A 25,436-nucleotide genomic window follows, 5' to 3' on the forward strand; every position below is an offset into this window, starting at 1 on the left:
GCACGGTAGCGTTAGTGCAGATGTGTTAAGTTGCAGAATTTATGATCTCCTCTCTAAAAGCAGCCCGTTGGGCGTTCTCGGCTTCAGCGATCGCCCTAGCGGCGAGTCTGGCAGCCTGTGCTCCTCAAACGACGACGAATACTCCTCCAAGTGAGAACACCAGTGCCAGTCCTGCTGCCTCCTCGGCTGCTGGCGGCACGGTTTCCATTAGTGGTGCTGGTGCAACTGCTCCTAACCCGCTGTATCAGCGCTGGTTCCAGGAATACAACAAAACTAATCCAAACATTCAAATCAGCTATGACTCCGTTGGTAGCGGTGCAGGTGTCAAGCGCTTTCTGGATCAGACAGTTGACTTTGCTGCAAGCGATGATCCGCTTAAAGACGCTGATAAGGCAAAAGTTCCGGCTGATCGCGGCAAGGCGGTTCAGATTCCTTCAACCGGGCTTTTCGTGGTCATGGCATACAACCTGGACGGTGTAGACCAGCTCAAGCTGTCGCGTTCCGCCATCTGTGGGATTGTAGATGGGTCGATCAAGACCTGGAACGACCCTAAAATTGCGAAAGACAACGCAGGGACGAACCTGCCAAGTACTCCGATTACTTTTGTTCACCGCTCGGACGGTAGCGGTACAACTGCCATCTTCACCAACCATATTGTGAAGGCGTGCCCGACCTGGAAAGCGGGTGCTGGCAAGACCATTGAGTGGCCCGTTGGTACAGGTGGTAAAGGTAGCGAAGGTGTAACTGCCCAGGTTCAACAAACTAAAGGCGCGATCGGCTATACCGAGTACTCTTACGCCAATGAAAACAAACTGAAGGTCGCTGCTCTGCAAAACAAAGCAGGTGAATTTATTGTCCCTGCGCCAGACGCGGCTGCAAAAGCGCTTGACGGTGCTACTGTGCCTACTGACTTTGCAGTGAAGGTTCCTGATCCCGCTCAAAAAGGTGCCTATCCGATCGTGAGCCTGACCTATCTGCTGCTGTACGAAACCCCCAAAGATCCGGCAAAAGCAAAAGCAATTAACGATTTTGTGAAGTGGGCGCTGAAGGATGGCAAGCAGTACGCTAGCGAACTAGGCTACATCCCCTTACCTGATCCAATCTCCACCAAAGTCACGACGGCAGTTGACACTATCAAAGTTAGCTCTGCCAAGTAGCTGACCTGTTGATGAATTCAACTAAGTCTGACTGGTTTGGATCGTTTGTTGCGCGTATGTGGAAGTGCTGATGTCTAGCTTCAGAGAAATTTGTGGTTATAGACATCAGCCTCTCCTTTTTTGAGCATTGAAGGGTCTATTCTAAATTTTCATTTGCGGGTTGTTTAGCTTACTACTTCAGTTGACTACCTATGACTCCAACCAATCAGCCTTTGCCCATGTCGTGGCAGCGTTCTCAAACCTCACGCTGGATTGATCAGGGTTTTGTCTGGCTTACAGCCGCCTTTGGTATTGGGGTTGCGTTGGTACTGGTAGCGATCGCCACCAGAGTTGGAACCGATGCACTCCCAGCGATTCAAAAGTTTGGTGCTGGCTTTTTAGTTACCAGCCGTTGGAGCGTTAACGATGAGATTTTTGGCGCGCTAACTCAGATTTACGGCACGCTGGTCACGTCATTTATCGCCTTGCTGATTGCGGTGCCGATCGGGATTGGTGTTGCTCTCTTTCTAAGCGAAGACTTTTTGCCGCCGCATGTTCAACAGCCGATCGTGTTTCTCGTTGAGCTTCTGGCTGCAATTCCTAGCGTGGTCTACGGGCTGTGGGCAATTTTTGTGTTGATTCCAATTTTGACGCCGATCGGCGGTTTTCTGAATAGCAATTTAGGATGGATTCCTATCTTCAGCACGACACCCTCCGGTCCGGGCATTTATGTTGCTGGCATCATCCTTTCAATCATGATCCTGCCCATTATTGCCGCCATCTCTCGGGATGCTTTAACAGCAGTACCTGCGGAACTGCGGCAAGCTGCTTACGGGCTGGGTGCAACCCGTTGGGAAACAATCTTTCAAATCATGCTGCCTGCTGCGTTCTCTGGTATTGTCGGCGGTATCATGCTGGCGCTAGGGCGGGCTATGGGTGAGACGATGGCGGTCACGATGGTGATTGGTAACTCGGACACGATTAAGTCAGCTTCGATTTTGTCTCAAGGCTCGACGGTTGCCTCATTGCTGGCAAATCAATTTGCTGAAGCGGGCGGACTACAAGTGGCTTCACTGATGTATGCGGCGCTGGTGCTGTTTGCCTTGACGCTTGTGGTGAATGTCTTGGCTGAGATTATCGTGCGTCGCTTTAGCTTGAAGCTTTAAGGTGCGATCGTACGCTTAAACGCGGTGGCATCAAGCCTGCCTCAATCTGCCATGACGTGACTGGACTAACGAATCAATCAGTTGATAGAAGTTAAGAAAAGGTTGAGATGACGAATCCAGACTTGGCGAATACCCCTCTAGTAGAGCGCAATATGAGACGCGTTCCAACGTCACCCCGGACGTTGTTTTCGTCAGCGATGACCGTTGTCGCCTATATCTGCGCTGCGATCGCCCTCGTTCCACTGGTTGCGGTGCTTTCTTACGTGCTGATCAACGGCTTCGCCCGGTTAAGTCCGGCTCTTTTTGTCCAACTGCCGCCCGCTCCCGGTCTCACAGGCGGCGGTTTTGGCAATGCTTTTGTTGGGACTCTGACCACCGTTGGTATTTCTGCGGCTCTGAGTATTCCTTTTGGTGTGCTGGCAGCCATCTACCTGTCTGAATTTGCCAGAGGAACGAAGCTGGCAGACGTGATCGATTTTTTCACGAATGTTCTCAGCGGTGTGCCTTCGATCGTCGTGGGAGCCTTTGCTTATTCTCTGGTGGTTTTAGCGACTGGTCGGTTTTCAGCGGTAGCTGGCGGCATAGCGCTCTCGGTGTTGATGCTACCGACGATCGTACGTACGTCAGCAGAAGCGCTAGAGGCAGTATCCAATGACTACCGACAGGCAGCAGTGGGGTTGGGAGCCACACGCATTCAAACAACGTTGAAGATTGTTCTACCAGCGGCAGTACCGTCAATTTTGACTGGGGTCATGTTGGCTGTGGCTCGTGCTGCTGGAGAGACAGCGCCTGTTCTCTTTACAGCCTCTTTCAGTCGTTACTGGAATTCAGGGTTGAGTTTGAGTCCGGTCAACGTGAATCCCGCTACTTACCTCACTAACGGCATCTGGGAGCCGACCGCTACAATGTCGAGATTGGTGTTTGACTTTGCGACAGCGCCTTACAAGAACCAGCAAGAGCTTGCTTGGGCTGGTTCACTAGTGCTTGTGGCATTGGTTCTAGTGACCAGCATCCTCTCGCGCTGGATTACGAGGCGGCGTAAATAATGTTTAAGGCGGTGTGTTGAGTTTGTGAGCGATCGCTGGCTCATACAGTCCTAACTTTTTGTGATCGGCGATCGTCATGCTTTAGCAGTCTTGGTCGTTTGCTGCCGCCGCGCCGCTTTTAATCTTAGTAACTTCAAGTCTTATTGAAATAGTAACCACTCACCCCCTTTAGATTTATGACGACGGACATCCAGAGCACCGCCCGCCAAACTGAAACGATCTTTCGTACTCAGGATCTCAATATTTACTACGGTAGTTTTCTGGCAGTAAAGAATGTCTCGATCGAGATCCCCAAAAACAGCATTACCGCTTTCATCGGTCCATCCGGTTGCGGTAAGAGTACCGTGCTCCGGTGCTTTAACCGATTGAATGATTTGATTAAGATCTTTCATCTTGATGGCAAAATCTTTTACCGCGACCAAGATCTTTATGCGCCAGAGATTGACCCTGTAGAAGTGCGGCGGCAGATTGGGATGGTGTTTCAGAAGCCAAATCCCTTTCCAAAATCTATCTACGAGAACATTGCGTTCGGTCCTCGGCTAGTTGGCTATAAGGGTGACATGGATGAACTGGTAGAACGGGCACTCAAGCAAGCAGCCCTTTGGGATGACGTGAAGGACAAGCTCAACGCTATGGGCACTGATCTTTCCGGTGGTCAGCAGCAGCGACTTTGTATTGCCCGTGCAGTAGCGGTGCAGCCCGATGTGATTTTGATGGATGAACCCTGTGCGGCACTTGACCCTATTTCGACGCTGAAAGTTGAGGATCTGCTGCAACAGTTGAAAGAGCGCTACACGATCGTCATCGTGACCCACAACATGCAACAGGCATCGCGCGCCTCTGATTTCACTGCCTTCTATAACGTGGAGGCAAATGCGAAGGGTCAGCGCACAGGCTACATCGTCGAATACGATCGCACTGAAGTGATCTTCCAAACCCCTCAGCATCAAGCAACGCAAGAGTATGTCAGCGGTCGCTTCGGCTAGGGTCTTGTCGAGGAAGAACCTTGTTTCACGGAGAGACCAGCAGCCATTAGCGATGCTTGCTCAGCCCTACTCAAATCGCTGATTGCCAGCCTAAGGGTTTGAGCGAAGGCTTTAATCGACCCAGCCAAGGGTTGAGCGACTTGCAATTGCTAGTGTCCCCTTCGGAAGACGCATGATCCCTACGCTTGATCGCGGTAGGATGATTCTTGTCTGCACTTTCGAGAGCAGGCTAGAAGGTTATTTACTCCTCTTCGTTAATGCTTATGAAGCGCTATCTATCAAGCTTTTTTTCTCTAATCCTAGTCGTTTTGATCGGTCTGACGGGTGCTGTCCCAGCCGCAAGAGCAGCGACAGTTTTAACTGGAGACTATCGCCAGGACACGGCGGCAGTGGTTAACAATTTGAGAGAATCCATTCAGCTACCCGACGATTCTCCTGCGCGAAGTGCTGCTCAGGCAGAAGCACGTCAGCTGATCGGTGATTTTACGGCTCGCTATCGGCGTGACGGTTCTGTGGCAAAGTTAAATTCTTATACCACTATGCGAACGGCGTTGAATTCGCTAGCGGGTCACTACAGCTCGTATCAAAATCGCCCTGTGCCTCAGAAGCTACGCGATCGGCTGGAGCAAGAGTTTAAGCAGATCGAGCTTTCCCTCAGTCGAGGTTCCTAGTCAAAGCGGTCTGAGTACTAGAGCGCCTGTAGGAACACGCGGCAAGCACGACCTACAGGCATTTTTGTGTCTAACGCTGAGCAATCTCGTAAGCACTGCTACTGTCTCGATCGGGTTCAACCTTTAGCAAACCATTGAGCAGTGAGGTTGGTTGTTGACTATGAGGCCAGGCAAAGGCATGACGGAATGCTGCCTCCTGACAGGCTTGCAGTTCCTCGAACCCAATGATGTCGTGCGTGAGTAGATTTTCGTACTCAAACGGCAGACGAACGTTGTGTAAGCCAGCGTTATCAGTACAGATGGCAATGTCAACACCTGCATCAAAGCAGCGATCGAACACTGCCTTCAATTGCGAAATATCGTCCAATGTCCCGGTTTGCAGGTACGTTGTGGGGCAAACTTCGAGGCATTGTCCACGCTCGGCAACCTCTTTTAGCAGATGCGGATAGTGCAGGGGGATCTGGATACCGTGCCCAATGCGCATCAAGTACGGTAGCAGTTCCGGGTAGCAACCCTCTCTAGTTTCATAAAGGTGCCCTGTCGTATTGATCCCCAGCGATCGCGCGTACGCGTAGAGTTCAACAAACTCGTCCAGCCGCTCACCGTAGTGATTATCACCACCCGCTACATCGATCGCACAGACATAGTCCCGCGATTGTGCCGCCAAATCAACGATCGCTCGGTTCACTGCATACGGCAACCGCGTGTGCATACATAAGATTTGACTGGTTACGATCGGGTACTCGTTGAGTCGACTCGCTTTGCCCACGATCGACACAATCTCTGCCATCAAATCAATCCGCTGCGCTTGCGTGAGGTGGTCGGGCGTACGGAGATACGGCGTATAGCGCAGCTCCAGGTAAGCCAGATTCTCAAAAATGTAAGCGCCTCGCATTAAGCGGTAAATAAAGTAAGGCAGCGCCTCTGCTGTTTGCACCGATTCCACCAACGTATGCAGCTCCAAATATTCATCTAGAGTGCTGCGGGGACGCGTGTAGAAATCCTCAAACTCAGGATAGGCGGGAAACCGTTGTGCCAGATCAGCATCATTCCGTTGTAAGTACCGCCATAGAACCCGAGGAACGACCGATCCTCCAAGGTGACGGTGTAGTTCAGCATATAAAGTCACAAGCACCTCTTTAGGGTAAAAATTAAAGGGTTTCAGTCTAAAAGCAGGCGCAAGTCACAAAGACTAGGCAGCATGTCGATCGCTCATTTGTGATATCCTAGCGAATCTACTGAAGTCGTACGGTAATCAGAAAGTGCGACCGGGTTGAATTCAGCCATACGGCTGAGTGTTGTAGCGAACTATCTTTCGTACTAAAGCATTGACACGAGTGTCTCTTTCTGGTGATAATCAACGTTTGTGCAAACTCTAGTACTGATCAAAACTCTTGGCTAACGTCGTTGTCATCGGTGCCCAGTGGGGCGATGAAGGTAAAGGAAAAATCACGGATCTGCTCAGCAAGTCGGCAGATGTCGTTGTTCGCTACCAGGGTGGCGTGAACGCAGGGCACACTGTAGTAGTGGATGAGCAGACTTTCAAGCTCCATCTGATCCCATCGGGTATTCTCTATCCCGACACAGAGTGCATTATTGGGTCAGGTACTGTGATTGACCCAAAGGTACTGATTGGAGAATTGGATCAGCTAGAGACGCTCAACGTTTCTACCCGCAATCTATTGATTTCAGAAACGGCTCATGTGACGATGCCATACCATCGGCTCATTGACCAGGCATCGGAAGAGCGTCGTGGTGAGCATAAGATCGGTACGACAGGACGCGGGATTGGTCCTACCTATGCTGACAAGTCTGAACGTACAGGCATCCGGGTCATCGACCTGATGGACTCTGACTCGCTGCGGAAGAAGCTGCGCTGGACGGTGGAATATAAGAATGTTCTTTTAGAAAAACTGTATGCCTTGCCGCCGCTGGATGCAGACGCTGTGATCGCCGAATATCTGGGCTATGCCGATCGCCTGCGTCCTCATGTCATCGATAGCTCACTCCGCATTTATGAGGCGTTCCGGCGCAAGCGCAACATCTTGTTTGAAGGGGCACAGGGCACCTTGCTCGATTTGGATCATGGCACCTATCCCTACGTTACGTCCTCCAACCCGGTAGCAGGTGGCGCTTGTGTGGGTACGGGTGTCGGTCCCACGATGATCGATCGAGTGATTGGCGTGGCAAAGGCATACACTACCCGCGTTGGCGAAGGACCCTTTCCAACCGAACTTCATGGCACAATGGGAGAGTTGTTGTGCGATCGTGGTGCAGAGTTCGGTACCACTACTGGACGCAAGCGCCGCTGTGGCTGGTTTGATGCAGTGATTGGTCGTTATGCTGTTCGCATTAACGGACTTGATTGCTTAGCCATTACTAAGCTTGATGTGTTAGATGAGCTGGAGGAAATTAAGATCTGCGTCGCCTACGAAGTGGATGGCGCGACCTGCAACGACTTTCCCAGTAACTCGCGTAAGTTTGCCCGCTGTCAGCCGATTTACAAGACGGTTCCTGGTTGGAAGCAGTCTACCGAACACTGTCGATCGCTGCATGACTTACCCCAGCCAGCGCTGGATTACCTCAAAATGCTGGCAGAGCTGATGGAAGTGCCGATTGCGATCGTCTCGCTCGGTGCCAGTCGTGACCAGACCATCATTGTTGAAGATCCCATTCACGGTCCTAAACGCGCACTTCTGTACTCCAACGGCACAACGCCGACTGACGCTCACACGCTAGAAGTCTGAATTTGAAAGGCTAAAAGATAAAGGCTAAGGGGTAAAACCCGTTATTTAGTTTTTATCCTTTAGCCGTTAGCCTTTCCCCTTACTCCCCTTGACTCACTATGGAACTCACGCTCGAATGTCAAACACGCCCTGCTGGCAGCAAGGCAAATGCACTCCGTCGCGCTGGCTTGATCCCCGCCGTGCTATACGGTCATAAAGGTGCAGAATCGGTTTCGCTAACCGTCAAAGCAAAAACGGCTGAACTGCTGATCCGCGACGCTTCAGTGAACAACACGCTGATTCAGGTGAATGTGCCAGAACTGCCGTGGAAGGGCAAAGCGCTTTTGCGAGAGGTTCATTCTCATCCCTGGCGTGGGTATGTCTATCACCTAAGCTTCTTTTCAGTCGGCTCCCAAGAGTCGTTGGATGTAGACGTGCCGATTCATCTAGTGGGCGAAGCCACGGGTGTGAAAAACAGCGGCGGCTCGCTCGACCAGGGGTTGAACGAACTACAGGTTCGCTGTGCGCCCGATCGGATTCCAGAATCCATTGAAATTGATGTGACTGGGCTGGATGTTGGCGCAGCACTCCATGTCCATGAGCTTGTTTTACCAGATGGGGTTGTGGCATTAGGTGAACCCGATCGCGTGGTTGTCACAGTTCTAGCACCGTCGAGTTCTGTGGCAGCCGAGGCGGCAGCAGAAGAAGCCGCCGCTGCCGCTGCTTCGACTTCAGGGGCTTAACCCTAACCAGCCTTGTTCAGTGATCAAAAGGCATCCACTAGGGGTGCCTTTTAGGTTGTTAAAGGCACTAAACCTTACTTCTTTTGAATACATATCCCCACGATTTCTCGAAGCCAACTGATTTAACTAATTGGTTACACAGTCATCGACCGTAACGCGCGATCGTCGTAGCTAGGTCAAATCCAAAACCTTCGCAACGGTTTGCACATCTTTGTCGCCGCGTCCAGAGCAGTTGATGACAATGCGAGGACTGCCAGGGAGCTGAGGGCAGAGTGTTTCAAGGTAGGCGATCGCGTGTGCCGTTTCTAACGCCGGAATGATGCCTTCTAGCTGCGATAGTCGTTGAAAGGCTCCAAGAGCTTCTGCATCGGTAATGCTGTAGTATTCTGCCCGCCCCCAATCTTTGAGGTAGCTATGTTCTGGTCCAACGCCGGGATAATCTAGCCCAGCGCTGATGGAATGTGCTTCTGTCACCTGCCCATCTGCATCTTGTAGCAGGTAACTCATGGCACCATGCAAAACGCCAACGCGTCCTTGTGTCAGGGTAGCTGCATGTTTTTCTGTGTTTACGCCTTCGCCCGCTGCTTCAACGCCAATCATGCGTATCGTTGGCTCATCAATAAATTCGTGGAATAGCCCGATCGCGTTTGAGCCACCGCCCACACATGCCAGCAAAAGGTCTGGCAAACCGCCCCATTTTTCCTGGCACTGCACGCGAGTTTCTTGCCCAATGACGGCATGGAAATCTCGCACGATCATGGGATAGGGGTGCGGTCCAGCAACAGAACCTAAGATATAGTGGGTGTCCTCTACATTTGTCACCCAGTCTCGAATGGCTTCTGAGGTCGCATCCTTCAGTGTTCCAGTTCCGGCTTCTACAGGCGATACTTCCGCGCCCATGAGCCGCATCCGAAAGACGTTGAGCGCCTGCCGCTCCATATCCTGCACGCCCATGTAGATGACACATTTCAAGCCAAAGCGGGCACAGACGGTTGCAGTCGCCACGCCATGCTGACCTGCACCTGTCTCAGCAATCACGCGCTGTTTGCCCATACGCTTTGCCAACAGCACCTGCGCCAGCGCGTTGTTGATCTTGTGAGCGCCCGTGTGGTTTAGATCTTCGCGTTTCAGGTAAATTTGCGCACCCGAACCGTCTGGTCGAGCATAGTGAGTCGTCAAGCGCTCAGCAAAGTAAAGCGGACTGGGTCGTCCGACATAATCGCGTAACAGCCCTTGGAGTTCCTGCTGAAAGTCTGAATCAGCGCGGTACTGATAAAATGCTGTTTCCAATTCACTCAAGGCAGGCATCAAGGTTTCGGGCACATACTTGCCACCGAATTTGCCAAACCGCCCGAGCACATCAGGACGATCGTGAGGTAGAGCATTTGCCGTTTGCAGAAGACTAGCGGGGCGGGGCGTTGTAGTCACAAGCCTGTAGAAATAGGGGATCGCTTCTATTATACGTCTGGGGCTGTCAGGCGTTCAGCCAATGGGTAGATTATGGACAACGAAAGCAAAGAGCCGGGTAGCGTTAGCTACCCGGCTCTTTCACGCAACGATCGCGCTAGAGGAAGAGGCTAAACACCAACAGCCTTCTTTGTGATGGCTGCAAGTTCGCCTTTGGCATATTTAGCAGCGTACTCATCCAAGCCAATTTGCTTGATCTTGCTGGCATTGCCTGCGCTGCCGAATTGCTGGTAGCGATCGCCACAAACCTTCTGCATGTACTTGATCGACGGTTTCAGGAAGTGACGGGGATCAAATTCCTTAGGGTTCGATGCCAATGCTTCACGCACAGCAGCGGTAATTGCCAAACGGTTGTCGGTGTCAATGTTCACCTTCCGCACACCGCTCTTGATGCCTTTCTGAATTTCTTCGACCGGTACACCGTAGGTTTCAGGAATGGCACCACCATACTGGTTGATGATGGCAATCAAGTCTTCAGGCACAGAGGAAGAACCATGCATGACCAAATGGGTGTTGGGCAGACGACGGTGGATTTCTTCAATGCGGCTGATTGCCAAAATTTCGCCCGTGGGTTTGCGGGTGAATTTATAAGCACCGTGACTGGTGCCGATCGCCACTGCAAGAGCGTCAACCTGCGTCTGTTCCACAAACTCAACCGCTTCATCAGGATCGGTTAACAGTTGATCGTGCGATAAAACGCCTTCAGCACCGTGACCATCCTCGGCTTCACCTTGACCCGTTTCGAGAGAACCTAAGCAGCCCAGCTCGCCTTCAACACTCACGCCGATCGAGTGAGCCACTTTAACCACTTCGCGGGTGGTGCTGACGTTATACTCAAAGCTGGCGGGAGTTTTGGCATCGGCTTCTAATGAGCCATCCATCATCACGCTGCTAAACCCGTTCTTCATGGCGGAATAGCAGGTGGATGGGGCATTACCGTGATCCTGGTGCATCACAATGGGAATGTGCGGATAGGTTTCGATCGCAGCCAGAATTAAATGACGGAGGAAGTTTTCGCCTGCGTAGGTGCGCGCACCACGAGACGCTTGCAAAATAACAGGGCTATCGGTTTCGTCAGCAGCGTTCATGATTGCACGAATCTGCTCCATGTTATTGACGTTGTAGGCAGGGATGCCGTAACCATTCTCTGCTGCGTGGTCGAGCAGCAACCGCAGTGGTACGAGCGCCATAGACAGTCCTCCTGGTGATTGGTGATTAGCTTTTGCAATTCAGCTTAATTCTTACGATAATCTTAAGATACTTTCTGCTCCACATTGATCAAGATCTAGACGCTTAAGCCTCATAATAAGTAAAAATTACTATTTAATCTACTTATGGCTTTATGGTCTTCTAAGGGGAAGGCACTCGATTTCTGATGCGAGTGATCACGCAATGTGAAGCAAAAAGCCATGCTCCTAACTCACGTTTTCTCTCCAGATCTGAAAGAGAAACATAGACCAACCACTTAAACAAGCCCTGAAACAACTGAACGATGGATCAAAATCGCACTGTGGCTCCAATTGCATCACCACCGATCGCCGACAAACAGCCAGAAATCCTCTCACTGCATGGAGACGATCGCGTCGATGACTATTTCTGGCTGTGTCACCGCGACGAACCAAGCACGATCGCCTATCTCGAAGCGGAGAATGCCTACACCGCAGCCATGATGGCGCATACAGAAGCGCTGCAAACCGCGCTGTATGACGAGATGCTCGCTCGTATCCAAGAAACGGATCTCTCAGTGCCGTATCGCAAAGGTCAGTTTTATTATTACTCACGTACAGAAACAGGCAAGGCTTATCCCATCTACTGCCGCAAAGAAGGCAGTTTAGACGCGCCGGAGGCATTGCTCCTCGACCAGAACGACTTAGCGAACGGACACGATTTCTTTGGGCTAGGGCTGTTTTCGGTCAGCCCGAACCATCAAATTTTGGCGTACTCAGTCGATACAACTGGCTCAGAACGACATACCCTACTGTTTCTGAACCTGGTCACAGGGCAGCTTTATCCTGAAAAAATTCTTGAAACTGGCTATGGGTTCGCCTGGGGTAACGATAACCAAACCGTGTTTTACACGCTGGTAGATGATGCGAATCGTCCGTTTAGGCTTCTGCGGCATCAGTTGGGAAGTGCCGTGAGCGATGATGAATTGGTCTATCACGAAACAGATGAGTCCTATTATCTGACCGTAGGCAAAACGCGTAGCGATGCCTACATTCTCCTGGAACTTCAAAGCAAGATTACCTCCGAAATTCACTATCTAGATGCCAACCAGCCGGAGGGCAAATTTCAGGTCATTCAGCCGCGATCGTCCGGCATTGAGTACCAGGTTGAACATCACAGCGATTCGTTCTACATCACGACCAACGATGAGGCGCTCAATTTTAAGCTGATGCAAACGCCCGTTGCGGCTCCTGCAAAGGACAACTGGCGTTTGGTGATTCCCCACCGTGAGTCGGTGTTGCTAGAGGGTGTCAGTGCCTTTGCCAAGCATCTGGTGCTTTACGAACGTGAGGCAGGGCTACCGACGATTCGCGTGCGTCAGCTTGACAATGGTGAGGAGCACTACATCCAGTTTCCAGACCCAACCTACAGCGTGGATGAGGGTAGCAACCCAGAGTTTGAGACCGATACACTGCGATTCAATTACACGTCTTTAGTAACGCCTCGATCGGTCTTCGATTACAACCTGGAGACGCGAACACGGGAACTGAAGAAAGAAACGCCCGTGCTGGGTGGGTACGATCGCAGCCAGTACGTGAGCGAACGGCTGATGGCAACGGCAACCGACGGGACTCAGGTGCCGATTTCGATTGTCTATAAAAAAGGGATGGCGAAAAACGGTGCTAATCCCCTTCTCCTCACGGGCTACGGCTCCTACGGCTTCAGCTATCCAGCGACGTTTTCGTCTGCGCGCCTGTCACTGTTAGAACGAGGCGTTGTGGTGGCGATCGCCCATATTCGTGGTGGTTCTGAAATGGGTCGCCAGTGGTACGAAGACGGCAAATTTCTACATAAGAAAAACACGTTCACTGACTTCATCACCTGTAGTGAACAGCTCATCACTCAGGGTTGGACATCACCCGACCATCTGGCGATTTTGGGCGGCAGCGCTGGTGGGTTGCTAATGGGTGCAGTGATTAACCTGCGTCCTGATTTGTTCAAAGCCGTCGTCGCGCACGTACCGTTTGTCGATGTCGTGACCACTATTTTGGACGATCATCTACCGCTTTCTGTAATTGAGCGGGAAGAATGGGGCGACCCGAATGACAAGATGTTCTACGACTATATGAAGTCTTATTCGCCCTACGACAACATTGAGGCGAAAGCGTACCCTAATCTGTTGATCACAGCAGGCTTAAACGACTCTCGCGTCGCCTACTGGGAGCCAGCGAAGTGGACAGCAAAGCTGCGATCGCTCAAAACTGACCACAACTGCCTGCTGCTCAAGACCAACATGGGTGCTGGGCATGGTGGCGCGTCGGGACGGTACGATAGCTTGAAAGAAACTGCCTTTGAGTATGCGTTTCTCTTTGACCAATGGGGATTAGCTTAAGCCCACAGGTTTACACTCGGAGCGGGTTCATTCTAAGCTGTGACTCACTGACTAGAGTCTATGGTCTCGGTTTGAGGTAAACGATCGCCTGTCGCCACACAATCGTGCTCTGGTCGTATTGGTCTACCATCGCCAAACAATCGCTATCCTGCCAGCGTACCTTACCAGCCAAAAGATCACCCGTCACAAGCTTTAGCTCTACTTCTGTCTCCTCCCGAATTAGATTCTGGATTTGACGTACGCTCGGTAGCCCGGTCTCTAGTTCGATCGCCATTGTGTTCGTCCCTCTTGAAGGCTAAGGGCTAAAGGCTAAAGTTGAAACAGGCAGCAGAACACTCACCATTCCTGCCTTTTTCATCCTTTATCCTTTATCCTTTTCTTTTCCCTTCTATCATTCCTCACCTGAGCCTTTTTCACACCACACATTTGCAGAATCTATGGCAGTTGCATTCACCAAGTATCACGGTTTGGGTAACGATTTCATTCTGATCGACAATCGCGCCTCAGCAGAGCCACGTTTGACCCCAGAGGACGCTGTGCAGTGGTGCGATCGACATTTTGGCATCGGTGCTGATGGTGTCATTTTCGCCCTGCCGGGACAGAATGGCACCGACTACACCATGCGAATCTTCAACAACGACGGCTCGGAGCCAGAAATGTGTGGCAACGGCATTCGCTGTCTTGCTAAATTCATTGCGGAACTAGAAAGCGTAACTGAACCCCGATCGTACAAAATCCACACGTTAGGTGGGTTGATTACACCCAGGCTTGAAGCAGACGGGTTGATTACCGTTGATATGGGCAAACCCCGTCTGCTGGCAGCCGAAATTCCTACAACACTTGTGGCAGCCGATCAGAAAGTAGTGAATCAACCATTACAGGTTGCCGGAGAAACCTGGCAGGTCACCTGTGTCAACATGGGCAACCCGCATTGCATCGCCTTTGTTGACGATGTAGCAGCCGTTGCACTAGAAACACTCGGTTCCCAGTTTGAGACGCATCCCGCGTTTCCCCAGAAGATCAACACCGAGTTTATTCAAGTAGTGCGATCGGACTACTTGAAAATGCGTGTCTGGGAACGAGCTGCTGGGATTACTCTGGCGTGTGGTACAGGTGCTTGCGCGTCTTTGGTAGCAGGCGTGTTGAATGGCAAGTGCGATCGACGTGCAACGGTTGAACTTCCGGGTGGTTCTCTTCAAATCGAATGGTCTGAAGCGGACGATCGCCTCTACATGACAGGACCCGCAGAAAAAGCGTTTGTTGGAACGCGGTAGGCGGAGTGATTCTCTATAGGCAGAAGGCAGAAGGCAGAAGGCAGAAGGCAGAGGGCAGAAGCAGAAGTTAAAGAGCACGGCGGCTTTCCTTCTGCCTCCTATCTTAAAACTTCAGCCCTTGTACCGCACTCTCATGGGAACCGCTATACCGCTGTAGCCAATTTTGAATTTGTCGTTCAGGGATACGCTGAAAATGCTTGAGATTAAACGTTCTCTTGTCCTCTATCGGACTACAAGCCGCTGTAAGTTTAATTCAAACTTACGCTCTCTAGACCAGTCCTTAAATTCTCTGTCTACTGTTTCATCATCCATTTCCTACGTTCTTTCAACTTGCGTCTTTCTAACGTGAATTAAGAATCTGTAGGTGGTGCCGATTCTTCCTTAGATCGCTGAAGCAAGAGTTGGATGCCCAAAGCGAAAAGCCCGAAGGCTGCTAAGGCAAAGATGCCCGTTCCTAGCGAACTTAAACCGACAATTAAGGTGCGGACGGCGGCAGAAATGCGCTGCGTAGTGAAATTATCGGTTTGAAGGGGTTTGGTGGCAAAGGCGATCGCGATCGAGCTGGTCAGTCTGTAAAGCACGATTGCAATACCACCAGCGACGATCGAACCACCAATACAGCGTAGTGGACTGGGTGCGGGTGCGCCTTCTTTAGAGACTTGTACAACCGGATCAGAGATTGGCTCACTCATAGGATTAATGGCTGGTTGGCTTGGTGAAGTTGAGTTAATTAGAGGTAGGGATGCTTAATCTGCAAGCCAAAATCCCTTGATTTCCTTACTTTACTATCCGAATGCCAGATGGGTTGAAGGTGGCGATCCAAAATTCTAGATCGGGGTTGGCGATCGTCCCTTTCACTCGTTCTTGAATTGCTTCTGCCTGTGCCTGCGATGCTGTCAGCGCAAAAACGGTAGGACCAGAACCAGACATCATTGTGCCCAGTGGGTTTGCCTGCTGAAACGCTTCCCGTAGCTGTAAGACCTGAGGATGTGCTGGCAACACGACTTTTTCCAAATCGTTTCGCAGCAGTTGACCAATTTTGGTGCCATCTCGTTGCCCGATCGCCGCCATCATGTCACCCGAATGGATTTGCTGACGGCGTTGCTCTAGGTCTTGACCCCGACGCAAATACGATGAGCCAAACTGGTGTCGATAGGTTTGATACGCCCAGGCAGTCGAAACCGACAAACTGCGATATTTTGCCAGCACGACATAGCGACCGGTCAACGCAGGTAGTACGTCAAGCTGTTCACCACGACCTGTTGCAAGGGCAGTGCCTCCCGCAATGCAAAACGGCACGTCGGAACCAAGTACTGCCCCTAATTGCTGTAGTTCGTCCCGCGTCAAGCCTAGCTCCCATAGCAAGCCCAGCCCCACCAATACTGCCGCGGCATTGCTTGATCCACCTGCTAACCCTGCCCCCACTGGAATCTGCTTGTGAATCGTGATATCTACGCCACCGTAACGGGCAAACCGATCAGGAAACTGCTTGCTCATCAGCGCGGCTGCCCTATACGCCAGGTTACTAGCGTCATTCGGCACTTGTGGATGGGTGCAGTAGACACGGATGGCATCGGTTCCATTAGCGCGTAAATCAATCTGATCAGTCAAACTGATACTCTGAAGCACCATCACCATTTCGTGAAAGCCAGACGGTCGAGAGTCTTCGCCACCCGTTACATGGTCGCCCAGAATTTCGAGGTAGAGATTGATTTTGGCGGGAGCAAGAAGGGAGTAGGAGCGCATGAGGAAGGGAGTGGGGAGTGGGGAGTGGGGAGTGGGGAGTAGGGGTGAGGCAGGGGAAGTTTTGAGTTTGGAATAGCACCTTGCGCCGCTACGCTAGAGAGCTTTGAGTACAGTTTTTAAGCTTTTAGCTTTTAGCCTTTAGCCTTCTGACTTCTGACTCCTGACTTCTGACTTCTGCTAACAACCAACAACTAACAACTTTCTTGCAGTTCGTTGCTCAGCGAAATCCACTGTTCGACGCTCAGGTCTTCGGCACGAACTTGGGGGTTTACGTTTAATTGTTCCAGTAAGTGGGTGAGCCGATCGCCATCCACCAGACTTTTCAGATTGTTGCGGAGCATTTTGCGTTTGCTGGCAAAGCCCGCCTTGATAATAGTTTCCAAATGGCGAGGATTTTGGGCAGGTGTAACAACAGGGCGAGGGCGCAGGCGAATCACGGCAGAATCAACTTTGGGTGGTGGCTGAAATGCCTTTGCGGGAACATCACAAATAAACTGGCACTCGGCGAGATATTGCACTCGCACGGACAGTGCGCCGAAATGGGTGGAGCCGGGTTTGCTGCAAAGGCGAAGGGCGACTTCTTTTTGTACCAGGAGGACGATCGCATCAAACGGGTGTGGATTGGGAGCGGCGATCGTGCCCAGCAGTTTTTCGATAATGGGTCCGGTAATGTTGTACGGAATATTTGCCACAACTTTGTTGGGCATTTGAAACTCTGGAGATAGGATCAGTAAGCGATCGAGATCGGCAACGAGAAAGTCGTCTTGCAGCAGCAGAAAATGCTCGACTTTGCCAAACTTTTTTACTAATAGCTCACATAAATCTCGATCGATTTCAACGGCAACGACGACTTGAGCCAGTGCCAATAACTGTCGGGTGAGGATGCCTGTACCGGGACCAATTTCGAGGACGCGATCGCTCTCCATCAACTCGGCGGCGTTCACAATGCTGTTGAGTGCTTTTTCGCTGCGGAGCCAGTGTTGGGCAAACTTTTTACGGGGGTGGGGCACAGAGTTACTCCGGTAAACCCACAACGCCAGCGCCGGGAATCACTTCACCGATCGCAGACGCTGCCAGATCCTGAGCAGCAAAATACTGGAGCGTTAGAGCAACCTGATCGGCTGGTACGATCACGACAAAGCCAATGCCCATATTAAACGTTTGGAACATTGCTGCTGGAGAGACATCGCCTGCGGCGGCTAACCACTGAAAAATAGGCGGCACTGTCCAGGCAGTTGGATCAACTTTAACAGCCTGTCCTGTGCCTAAACAGCGCGGTAAATTTTCCGGTAGTCCGCCGCCCGTAATATGCGCCATGCCGTGAATTGGCAATCCCTGCTTTAGCGCCCCCAGAATGGGTTTCACGTAGATTTGGGTGGATGTCAGCAGCACATCACCTAGCCGTTTGCCGTTGAATAGACCTGGACGATCGCCCCAGTCATAGCCGCGATCGCTCACAATCTTGCGTACCAGACTAAAGCCGTTGCTGTGGACTCCCTGACTAGCAAGCCCGATCGCCACATCGCCAAGCTGCACCTGCGACCCATCCAGAATCGCGCTCTTCTCCACAATGCCAACGCAGAAACCCGCCAGATCGTATTCTCCTGCCTGGTAAAACCCTGGCATTTCTGCCGTTTCGCCACCCAACAAGGCACAGCCTGCCTGCCGACAACCGGTTGTAATGCCCTCTACAACCGCTGCCAGTTGCTCCGAATTGAGTTTGCCCGTTGCCAAATAATCCAGAAAAAAGAGCGGTTCTGCGCCACAGGTCAGAACATCGTTCACACACATGGCGACTAAATCAATGCCAACCGTATCGTGGCGATCGAGACTCTGCGCCAGCTTAAGTTTCGTCCCTACCCCGTCAGTGCCCGACACCAGCACAGGCTCCCGATAGCCAGCAGGAAGTTGAAATAGTCCACTAAACCCGCCAAAGTTGCCCAAAACCTCTGGTCGCGTTGTGCTGTTCACCATGCCGCGGATACGTTGCACAAACGCCCGCCCCGCCTCCACGTCTACACCCGCCTCTCGATAATCCATATCAGTTGCCCGTGGGCGATCGTCGCAGGTTGTATTTTACTTGGCTTGGTAGCGAAACGCCAGGAACATGACCGATAAGACGTGAAGTGAATCAGTTAGGCAGCGACAGGAATCGCTCTTACGGTGAAACAAATCGCAATGTAAGGGTGATCAGCGTGAGAAAGAGAATAAACCCGATCGTGTCTAGCATGGTCGTTACCAACGGACCACTGACCAGCGCTGGATCAAGCTTGAGACGCTTCAAACCCATTGGCAGCAAGGTGCCTAAAGTCACCGCAACGAGTGTATTGGTTGCCATCACTACACCTGCTACCAGAGCAACCCAGCGTTCCTGTGGTGGTGTCCAAATCAGCGCCAGCAGAACCATTGTGGCTCCCAATGCCAAAGCTGCGCCCACGCCTGCCAGCAGCTCTTTTCGCAGAATTTTGAGCGTATCATACGGAGTGACTTCGCCTACACCCAGCGATCGAATCGTCACGGTCAATGCCTGAATGCCAACCGTCCCACCTGTGTTGGAAAACAACGGCATAATCACCGCCAGGACGGGAACCGCAGCGATCGTCGTCTGAAAAGGCGCGATCGCGCTGGAGGCACCAATATAAAGCGCCATAATGCCCAGCAACCAAGGCAACCGATTCCGCAGCTTGTCCAGGGGGCGAGAGAGAGAGGATTCATCGCCGTTGCCGACCCCTGCCAGACGCTGAATGTCTTCGGTGGCTTCCTCTTCTAAAATGTCGATCACGTCATCGATCGTGATGATGCCAACCAGACGATCTTCGCGATCGACGACAGGCAATGCCAGCAGGTCGTAGCGCTTCATCAATTGCGCCACTTCTTCTTGAGACGTATCGGTACGCACTTTAAGGACACGATCGCTCGCAAGATCTTTAATGAGCGCATCCGGCAGCGAAAACACCAATTGCCGCAGTGAAACCACCTGCACCAGCTTGCGGTTATCGTCGGTCACGTAGGCATAGTAAACCGTCTCCTTATCCTGGTCGTCCAGGCGGATTTTGCTGAGAGCTTCTGCCACGGTCAAGCCTTGACGCAGCCGCACATACTCCGTCGTCATCACCCGTCCAGCTGTACCATCGGGGTAGCCTAGAATGGTAGCGGTCGCCTGTCGCTCTACAGGGCTAAGCTGTTGAATCAGCCGTCTGACCACGCCAGCAGGCAGCTCATCAAACAGTTCAGCGCGATCGTCGGGGCGCATTGCCTCTACAAGCTGACAAACCTGAGCATCGTGCAGGTACCCAATCAGCTCTTCGCGCACGTCTTGATCCAAATACTCAAAGACTTCCGTTGCTTGACCCTTATTCAACAAGCGAAAGGCGATTGCTCGTTCTTCGGGTGGCAAGTCGGCGACGTAATCACCAATATCAACAGGCTGAAGCTGATTCAGCTCTAACTTCAAACGATTTAAGTCGGCAATACCCGACAGCGAAGCACGACCTTCCTGGGTTAGCATAGCGTCTCCTAAATCTCCCCCACGCTGGAAGATTTAGGCTGCCTGGCTAGGGGAGGATATTACTGTAAGGTGATGGACTGGGGTCCATGAAATCCACACAATGCGACATCGGTACCAGTTATAAGTACCGCTGAGCCTATGCTAACGTCTATCAGCCCAGTACACAATGTAAAGAAGGGCACTTCATTAAAAATCCACCCATAGAATTACAGCCATCTAGCTATGAATGTCGCCACTACGTCTTTAACGACGTGCTTAATGAGCCTAACGGTGTTGAGTTTGAGCAGTTGCAGCACTCCACCATCGCCTGTGAGTGAGCGCCCTGCGTCTATTAATCCCCTCACGCCATCCCCTAGCACACCTGCACCAATCGCCCGCCAACCAGTAGCATCTCCGAGCGCTTCGGTCGATCGCCTGACCACAGCCACCAAAGCAACCCCACAGACAACGATCAATGTCTATAAAGTTGATGGTCTCTGCAAAGATTTGGTGCCCCAAAAAATCACGATCGCGGCGAAACAATCACTCGAAGGCGCGATCGCCAAAGTGTTAGAAGAAACCGATAGCGGCGACTTCAGCATTGCGGGCTATCGAGTTAGTAAAGAAGGGCAGCAGGCGATCGTCGATCTCCGCCTGCCTGCCAACGCCAAACGGAGCTTCTACTCTCTCTCAAGCTGCGAACAACTCGCCCTCTTCGGCGGCATCCGCAAGACGCTGGTTAATAACTCTCAGTGGCAGATCAAATCAGTGCAGTTTACTGAGAAAGGACAGGAAATTGTGCTGTGAGGAATAAGAGCATTGCCGGATTCACTTCAGGAAACGTGTGCTTTACAGATGATCAAGAGGGATGCAGCGTGTTGCCCGTCTGCTGATCGAAGATAAAGAGCTGCTTCAAATCTAGCGTGAGAGACAGACGATCGCCCACACGAGGACATTGATCGGGGCGGCACTGGAAAGCAACTTCTGGCGATCGAGACGACGATGTTGGCAATACAGCACGCACCAACACTTCTCGACCGAGTGGCTCGACTACACTGATTTCTACCTTGAGATGGTCAACATCAGCACTGATTTGAAGATGCTCTGAACGGATGCCCAAGTCATAATGTTGTCCTTGAAGCGGCTGAAGTTTGGCTTGCACTGATTCTGGGCAAGGTAGCGTTTGTCCACCGATCTGAAACGCGGTGCCATCGTAAGTAGCCGCCAGGATATTCATGGGTGGACTGCCTAAAAACGTAGCGATCAATCGATTTGCAGGACTGCCGTAGATCGTCTGAGGGTCGGCAATTTGCTGAATTCGCCCTTGATCCAACACCACAATTTGATCTGCCAAAGTCATTGCCTCTACTTGATCGTGGGTGACGTAAATGGTAGTGATGCCTACCTGCTGATGAAGGCGTTTCAGCTCAGCACGAGTCTCATCGCGCAACTGGGCATCCAGATTAGACAGTGGTTCGTCGAGCAAAAAGACCTGCGGCTGTCGGGCGATCGCCCGCCCCAATGCCACCCGTTGCTGCTGTCCGCCCGACAGTTGACCCGGTTTGCGATCGAGCAAATGGTCGATCGCCAGCATTTCTGCCACCGTTTCGATCCGCTCCTGCGTGGTCTTCGCATCTACCCGCCGCATTTGCAGCCCAAACGCAAGGTTCTCTGCCACGCTCATGTGTGGGTAGAGCGCATAGTTTTGGAACACCATTGCCACATCGCGTTGACGTGCTGGGATCTGATTGACAAGGCAATCGCCAATGTAGAGATCGCCAGAGGTTGCCGTTTCTAAGCCTGCGATCGTGCGGAGAATCGTGGACTTCCCACAACCAGAGGGACCAATCAGCACCCAAAACTGACCATCAGGCACTTCAAAGGTGATGTCTGTAATGCCTGCGGCTACAGTTGCGCGAGGTGCCACACCACCAAACTGCCGCGTAATGCCCTCTAGTCGAACCTTTGCCATATATTCAGTAGAAAAACAAAAACTACGATCGAAGATGTCATCTTAAACTGCCGTTGCAAACCAGCATCGCAGTCAATAAGCTTCGTCATGCGTACCGACATCAAGCAGAACAATCACTTCGCTATTCGTTTCCATATCGTATTCGATGGAGAAACCAATACGGCAGTCATAGCCACAAGAGCACGACTGAAGACCGTCTAGCTTGCCGCTCAGCTTATGGGGGTCGCACAAGGCTGGTGGGAGTCCTTACCGTCGGTCAACCGCCAGTCACAACCGCCAGTCAATGCCTGAATCTTGACCAATGGCATACTGACTGTCTGGATGCTGTCGATCTAAAACGGGTTTAATGGAATCCGTCAGCAAGGCACTGTGAGGATGCTCCTGAAAATTTTCCACAAACGTACCGTCTGACCTGGCAACTGCGTGTGGTCAGGTCAGGTGAGGGTTGATCCAGTGGCGCTAGTGAAAGCGGTCATAGGCTCAAACGTCAAGAGTATATCTACTGTAGGTGGATTACTCGGCAATCAACTCTCTGTAGATTGCCCAGATTGCTGTTGCCCGCAAGTAATGACAGGCACGAAACGTACCGCTAGCCGTAATCGCCTCTGGTGTACGGAACTGTAGCCCATTCTCGTAAATCTGCTTCACTACTGCTTCGGTAAGCTGCATTGCTTCAGCCGTCATGCCCATCTGCGCGAGAAACGCCGCTAGCCCAAAGTTGATGCCTGTCCAAACTTCTAGCGGATGGGTCGCGTTTGGATTTTCAGGGGCACCGTTGGGACGAACACCATTGGCAGCGCCGATCGGGTGGGGTGTGGGGTGTGGGGTGTGGGGTGTGGGGTGTGGGGAGGAACTGGATTCAGAACTTTCGTCTCCGCGTCTCTGCGCCTCTGCGGTTGCTCCCTCCGCCTCCCCTGCTCCGTCTGCCCCCCTGCTCCCCTCCTCAGCCGCCCTCGCCTCCTGCACCGAAGTAAACGTTTGAGCACTGAGCGCACCCGATGCCAGGTATTGATTGAACTTGACAAAACAAGCTTCGTAGACCGTCTCTAGTGCCGTCCTTGCACACTCATCGGGCACCACATCGGGCAATCCCAACAGTCGGGCATAGAACTGACCGCAGAGTTGGTCTGCCATCACTACATCCGAGCCACTGTTGCTGTCAATGCGATAGTAATGACCGTTCCAGAGCTTTGCTTGATAGATAGGACGCGATTGGTCGAGCCAGGACTGACATTGAAGGATAAAGGATAAAGGATAAAGGATAAAGGATGAAAGATTAACCTCCCCCTGCCCCCCTTGCTCCCCTTGCTCCCTTTCTGCCTTCTGCCTTCTGCTTTCTGCCTCCAGAATCTTCCCGATCGCGATCGCCGCCTCCAACGCCGCAATCCACAGCCCACCACAGTAAGCACTCACCCCTTGCAACTTCCAATCATCAAAGGTCTGGTCAGGCGCACCGGAGTTCTCAGGAATGCCGTCGCCATCAAGGTCAAAGGTTTTGAGGTAGGTGAGAGTTTGAACGATCGCCTCCCAGCACTCGGTAAGAAATTCCACATCGGTTGCACCTGTGAGGAGGTAATTCCGATAGACTTGCAGGACAAAATCGCTGGGCAGGTCTTTCCAGAGGTTGCAGTCTTGATAACTGGTGTAGTTGGTTTGCTCCCAGACGTGTTCGTTCGGTGCGCCGAGGTCGTGGGGTGTTGCGCCTGCGATTTTACGAATGGCTGCGGGACTTTCGGAGCCGATCGTGGTGTAGTAGCCGATGATGCGTGTGCGATCGTCGCTGGCAGGAATGGCTCTCGCAAACGCACGAATGACCGCTTTTTCGAGTTTGGGAAACAGCATCAACAGCGCAAAAGATCCGTAGAGCCGCACATCCAAACTCTCGTACCAGCGGTAGTCAAGACATTCCAGTACGGCAAATTGCCCGACCGGATCGCGTTCATCGGCAGCGCTCCACAGCGTCCCACCATCCGTCAGGTTATACAGCTCATTGAACAGCGCCAGTTTGAACCAGTCGGGTAAGTCCTCTCGTTCTAAGATGGGTTGCTGCCACTCTTGAATCTTCTCTCGCCAGGTTTGGTGATGTTTCAGGGCATTGCGCGCGATCGCCCACGCATTCTGTCCATTCCGCCCAAAAAAGTCTGTATAGCGCCGAAAGTATTCGATGCCCTGTGCAAACTCCGTCACCGGGCAATCCCACGTCAACACAACGGGAATCTGGCGTGTTTGCCCCGGTTGCAAAGTAAAGCGGACGGCGATCGCTGCCCCAATCTGTTCTCCCTCTGTTGCTGGCATCTCATCATCCAAATCCACCAGCGACCCATCTTGCTCAAAGGTATCCCACACATCTGCGCCATCGCCAGCAGGATTCCAGCGCGTATGGTAGAAGACTTCTTGCAGGTTGGGATCGAGGTACGTGGCGATCGACCATTGTCCAGAGCCTTCGGCGGGGTGTGGGGTGTGGGGTGTAGGGTGTGGGGTGAGTTTTGAGTTCTGACTAGAAGAATCGGACTCAGAATCACTCACCCCTCCGTATCTCTGCGTCTCTGCGGTTGCTTCCCCTGCTCCCTCTGCCTCCCCTGCTCCCTGCCCTTCTGCCCTCTGCCCTCTGCCTTCTGCCTCTCTCCCCATCACCACCCCCAACCGCTGCTCGTCCCCCATCAGCCGATTGAAGTTCCCAACGCTTTCCCCCAATCGTGGCTGATAGTCGTAAAACGGGCTGCCATCATCGCGCAACTGCACCTCTGGCGACTTCAGGGCATTGGTAAACCAACCCACCATATTCTGCCAGGTCAGCATGATGCTCAAAGTGATCGGCTTGTCAGTGGGATTATGCGCCGTCCAGCGAAACACCGCAACCGGATAGCTGCTTTCCTGGTAGTTGTGCGCCCAGATCGGCGAAAACTGTTCACAGGTCAGCTCTGCCTGAAAGACGTTTTCGTAGACAAACCAACTGCGGGGATAAAGCGCATGGTAGGTGCCTGTAGAGGGTGTGGGGTGTGGGGTGTGGGGTGTAGGGGAGAAGTTTTGATTTTCCCTTTCTCCGCGCCTCTGCGTCTCTGCGGTTCCCCCCTCCTCCCCTTCTACCTCCCGACTCGCCGGATACCACTGCCAGGCTCCTAACGTTCTATCCGCCGGTGGTTCTGTACAAAGGGCGTATGCTTGCGTTTTTTCGCTGCCTTGCTCAAACACGCTGAACTGGCAGGCAGGCAGGCGTTTGAAGAGGTGTTCGCCGCCGTCGATGTGCCACAGGTTGAAGTCGCCCCGGTGCGATCGCCCAATGCAGCCTGCTCCAAAACCGCCCAATGGCATCCCGTGCCAGGGACCATCGTCCAGATTGCTGGTGTAACGGACGGTATACGGCTTTTCCCAGCCCAGCCCGATCGGACGGCTCCAGGCGCAAGTGGGAATTTCGACAGACGATCGCGGTTTTTGCATTCCCTGATTTTACGGGTGA

The 25,436-nt window shown here is 52.3% G+C and carries 21 protein-coding genes and 2 pseudogenes; 10 read left to right on the forward strand and 13 right to left on the reverse strand.

What is annotated here, in order from left to right; genetic code table 11:
• The first annotated feature begins 41 nt into the window (after positions 1–41).
• The 5 genes from pstS (at position 42) to psb27 (ending at position 5,005) form a co-directional block, all read left to right on the forward strand.
• Positions 42–1,157, forward strand: coding sequence for a phosphate ABC transporter substrate-binding protein PstS (gene pstS, locus AC5JO6_RS22595; protein ID WP_496083284.1), 1,116 nt, complete (start codon positions 42–44; stop codon positions 1,155–1,157).
• A 191-nt stretch (positions 1,158–1,348) separates the two neighbouring features.
• Positions 1,349–2,302, forward strand: a complete 954-nt coding sequence (gene pstC / locus AC5JO6_RS22600; RefSeq protein ID WP_496083285.1) for a phosphate ABC transporter permease subunit PstC — start codon at positions 1,349–1,351, stop codon at positions 2,300–2,302.
• Positions 2,303–2,409: 107 nt separating this feature from the next.
• Positions 2,410–3,348: a phosphate ABC transporter permease PstA gene (gene pstA, locus AC5JO6_RS22605; protein WP_496083286.1), complete on the forward strand. Its 939-nt coding sequence runs from the start codon at positions 2,410–2,412 to the stop codon at positions 3,346–3,348.
• 176 nt (positions 3,349–3,524) lie between these two features.
• Entirely contained in the window at positions 3,525–4,334 is an 810-nt protein-coding gene (pstB, locus tag AC5JO6_RS22610) for a phosphate ABC transporter ATP-binding protein PstB (protein WP_496083287.1), read from the forward strand.
• A gap of 263 nt (positions 4,335–4,597) precedes the next feature.
• Positions 4,598–5,005, forward strand: a complete 408-nt coding sequence (gene psb27, locus AC5JO6_RS22615) for a photosystem II protein Psb27 (protein ID WP_496083321.1) — start codon at positions 4,598–4,600, stop codon at positions 5,003–5,005.
• 70 nt (positions 5,006–5,075) lie between these two features.
• Here psb27 and AC5JO6_RS22620 read toward each other — a convergent pair whose 3' ends face one another.
• A complete protein-coding gene (locus tag AC5JO6_RS22620) occupies positions 5,076–6,134 on the reverse strand; it encodes an adenosine deaminase (protein ID WP_496083288.1) in 1,059 nt (352 codons plus the stop codon).
• 265 nt (positions 6,135–6,399) lie between these two features.
• Here AC5JO6_RS22620 and AC5JO6_RS22625 point away from each other — a divergent pair, with 265 nt between their 5' ends.
• Positions 6,400–7,752, forward strand: a complete 1,353-nt coding sequence (locus AC5JO6_RS22625; protein ID WP_496083289.1) for an adenylosuccinate synthase — start codon at positions 6,400–6,402, stop codon at positions 7,750–7,752.
• A gap of 98 nt (positions 7,753–7,850) precedes the next feature.
• Complete coding sequence (locus tag AC5JO6_RS22630) at positions 7,851–8,474, forward strand: 50S ribosomal protein L25/general stress protein Ctc (protein WP_496083290.1); 624 nt, start codon at positions 7,851–7,853, stop codon at positions 8,472–8,474.
• 171 nt (positions 8,475–8,645) lie between these two features.
• Here AC5JO6_RS22630 and trpB read toward each other — a convergent pair whose 3' ends face one another.
• Positions 8,646–9,902 (reverse strand): tryptophan synthase subunit beta, encoded by a 1,257-nt coding sequence (trpB, locus tag AC5JO6_RS22635; RefSeq protein ID WP_496083291.1) that lies wholly within the window; start codon positions 9,900–9,902, stop codon positions 8,646–8,648.
• Between the two features lie 149 nt (positions 9,903–10,051).
• Positions 10,052–11,131 carry a class II fructose-bisphosphate aldolase gene (fba, locus tag AC5JO6_RS22640; protein WP_496083292.1) on the reverse strand — a complete coding sequence of 360 codons (1,080 nt, stop codon included), beginning with the start codon at positions 11,129–11,131 and terminating at the stop codon, positions 10,052–10,054.
• A 302-nt stretch (positions 11,132–11,433) separates the two neighbouring features.
• Here fba and AC5JO6_RS22645 point away from each other — a divergent pair, with 302 nt between their 5' ends.
• Complete coding sequence (locus AC5JO6_RS22645) at positions 11,434–13,500, forward strand: S9 family peptidase (protein ID WP_496083293.1); 2,067 nt, start codon at positions 11,434–11,436, stop codon at positions 13,498–13,500.
• 58 nt (positions 13,501–13,558) lie between these two features.
• On the opposite strand, the gene AC5JO6_RS22650 is transcribed toward AC5JO6_RS22645, so the two are convergent.
• Positions 13,559–13,774: an Hfq-related RNA-binding protein gene (locus tag AC5JO6_RS22650; RefSeq protein WP_106260629.1), complete on the reverse strand. Its 216-nt coding sequence runs from the start codon at positions 13,772–13,774 to the stop codon at positions 13,559–13,561.
• A 163-nt stretch (positions 13,775–13,937) separates the two neighbouring features.
• Here AC5JO6_RS22650 and dapF point away from each other — a divergent pair, with 163 nt between their 5' ends.
• A complete protein-coding gene (gene dapF, locus AC5JO6_RS22655) occupies positions 13,938–14,774 on the forward strand; it encodes a diaminopimelate epimerase (protein WP_496083294.1) in 837 nt (278 codons plus the stop codon).
• 350 nt (positions 14,775–15,124) lie between these two features.
• Here the strand turns inward: dapF and AC5JO6_RS22660 are convergent, their stop codons facing one another.
• The 5 genes from AC5JO6_RS22660 to mgtE form a co-directional block, all read right to left on the reverse strand.
• Positions 15,125–15,466, reverse strand: a complete 342-nt coding sequence (locus AC5JO6_RS22660) for a DUF3082 domain-containing protein (protein ID WP_496083295.1) — start codon at positions 15,464–15,466, stop codon at positions 15,125–15,127.
• Positions 15,467–15,551: 85 nt separating this feature from the next.
• Complete coding sequence (gene ispE, locus AC5JO6_RS22665) at positions 15,552–16,520, reverse strand: 4-(cytidine 5'-diphospho)-2-C-methyl-D-erythritol kinase (RefSeq protein WP_496083296.1); 969 nt, start codon at positions 16,518–16,520, stop codon at positions 15,552–15,554.
• 191 nt (positions 16,521–16,711) lie between these two features.
• Positions 16,712–17,530, reverse strand: coding sequence for a 16S rRNA (adenine(1518)-N(6)/adenine(1519)-N(6))-dimethyltransferase RsmA (rsmA, locus tag AC5JO6_RS22670; RefSeq protein WP_496083297.1), 819 nt, complete (start codon positions 17,528–17,530; stop codon positions 16,712–16,714).
• A 4-nt stretch (positions 17,531–17,534) separates the two neighbouring features.
• Positions 17,535–18,560, reverse strand: a complete 1,026-nt coding sequence (gene purM / locus AC5JO6_RS22675; protein WP_496083298.1) for a phosphoribosylformylglycinamidine cyclo-ligase — start codon at positions 18,558–18,560, stop codon at positions 17,535–17,537.
• A 118-nt stretch (positions 18,561–18,678) separates the two neighbouring features.
• On the reverse strand, positions 18,679–20,028 hold the full coding sequence (mgtE, locus tag AC5JO6_RS22680) for a magnesium transporter (RefSeq protein WP_496083299.1): 1,350 nt from the start codon (positions 20,026–20,028) through the stop codon (positions 18,679–18,681).
• 222 nt (positions 20,029–20,250) lie between these two features.
• Between mgtE and AC5JO6_RS22685 the strand changes: the two genes are divergently transcribed.
• On the forward strand, positions 20,251–20,814 hold the full coding sequence (locus AC5JO6_RS22685) for a sporulation/spore germination protein (protein WP_496083300.1): 564 nt from the start codon (positions 20,251–20,253) through the stop codon (positions 20,812–20,814).
• 52 nt (positions 20,815–20,866) lie between these two features.
• Here the strand turns inward: AC5JO6_RS22685 and AC5JO6_RS22690 are convergent, their stop codons facing one another.
• The 4 genes and pseudogenes from AC5JO6_RS22690 to AC5JO6_RS22705 all read right to left on the reverse strand — a co-directional run bounded on the left by AC5JO6_RS22690 (position 20,867) and on the right by AC5JO6_RS22705 (position 25,417).
• On the reverse strand, positions 20,867–21,979 hold the full coding sequence (locus tag AC5JO6_RS22690; RefSeq protein ID WP_496083301.1) for an ABC transporter ATP-binding protein: 1,113 nt from the start codon (positions 21,977–21,979) through the stop codon (positions 20,867–20,869).
• Between the two features lie 72 nt (positions 21,980–22,051).
• Positions 22,052–22,198, reverse strand: a pseudogene (locus AC5JO6_RS22695) (type II toxin-antitoxin system RelE/ParE family toxin); the annotation flags it as partial.
• A gap of 51 nt (positions 22,199–22,249) precedes the next feature.
• Positions 22,250–22,398 (reverse strand): annotated as a pseudogene (locus AC5JO6_RS22700) (Uma2 family endonuclease); the annotation flags it as partial.
• Between the two features lie 94 nt (positions 22,399–22,492).
• The gene (locus tag AC5JO6_RS22705; RefSeq protein ID WP_496083302.1) at positions 22,493–25,417 is read right to left on the reverse strand and encodes a GH116 family glycosyl hydrolase; all 2,925 of its coding nucleotides are present in this window, start codon (positions 25,415–25,417) and stop codon (positions 22,493–22,495) included.
• Between the last annotated feature and the right edge of the window lie 19 nt (positions 25,418–25,436).

This window comes from Tildeniella sp., assembly GCF_059505325.1.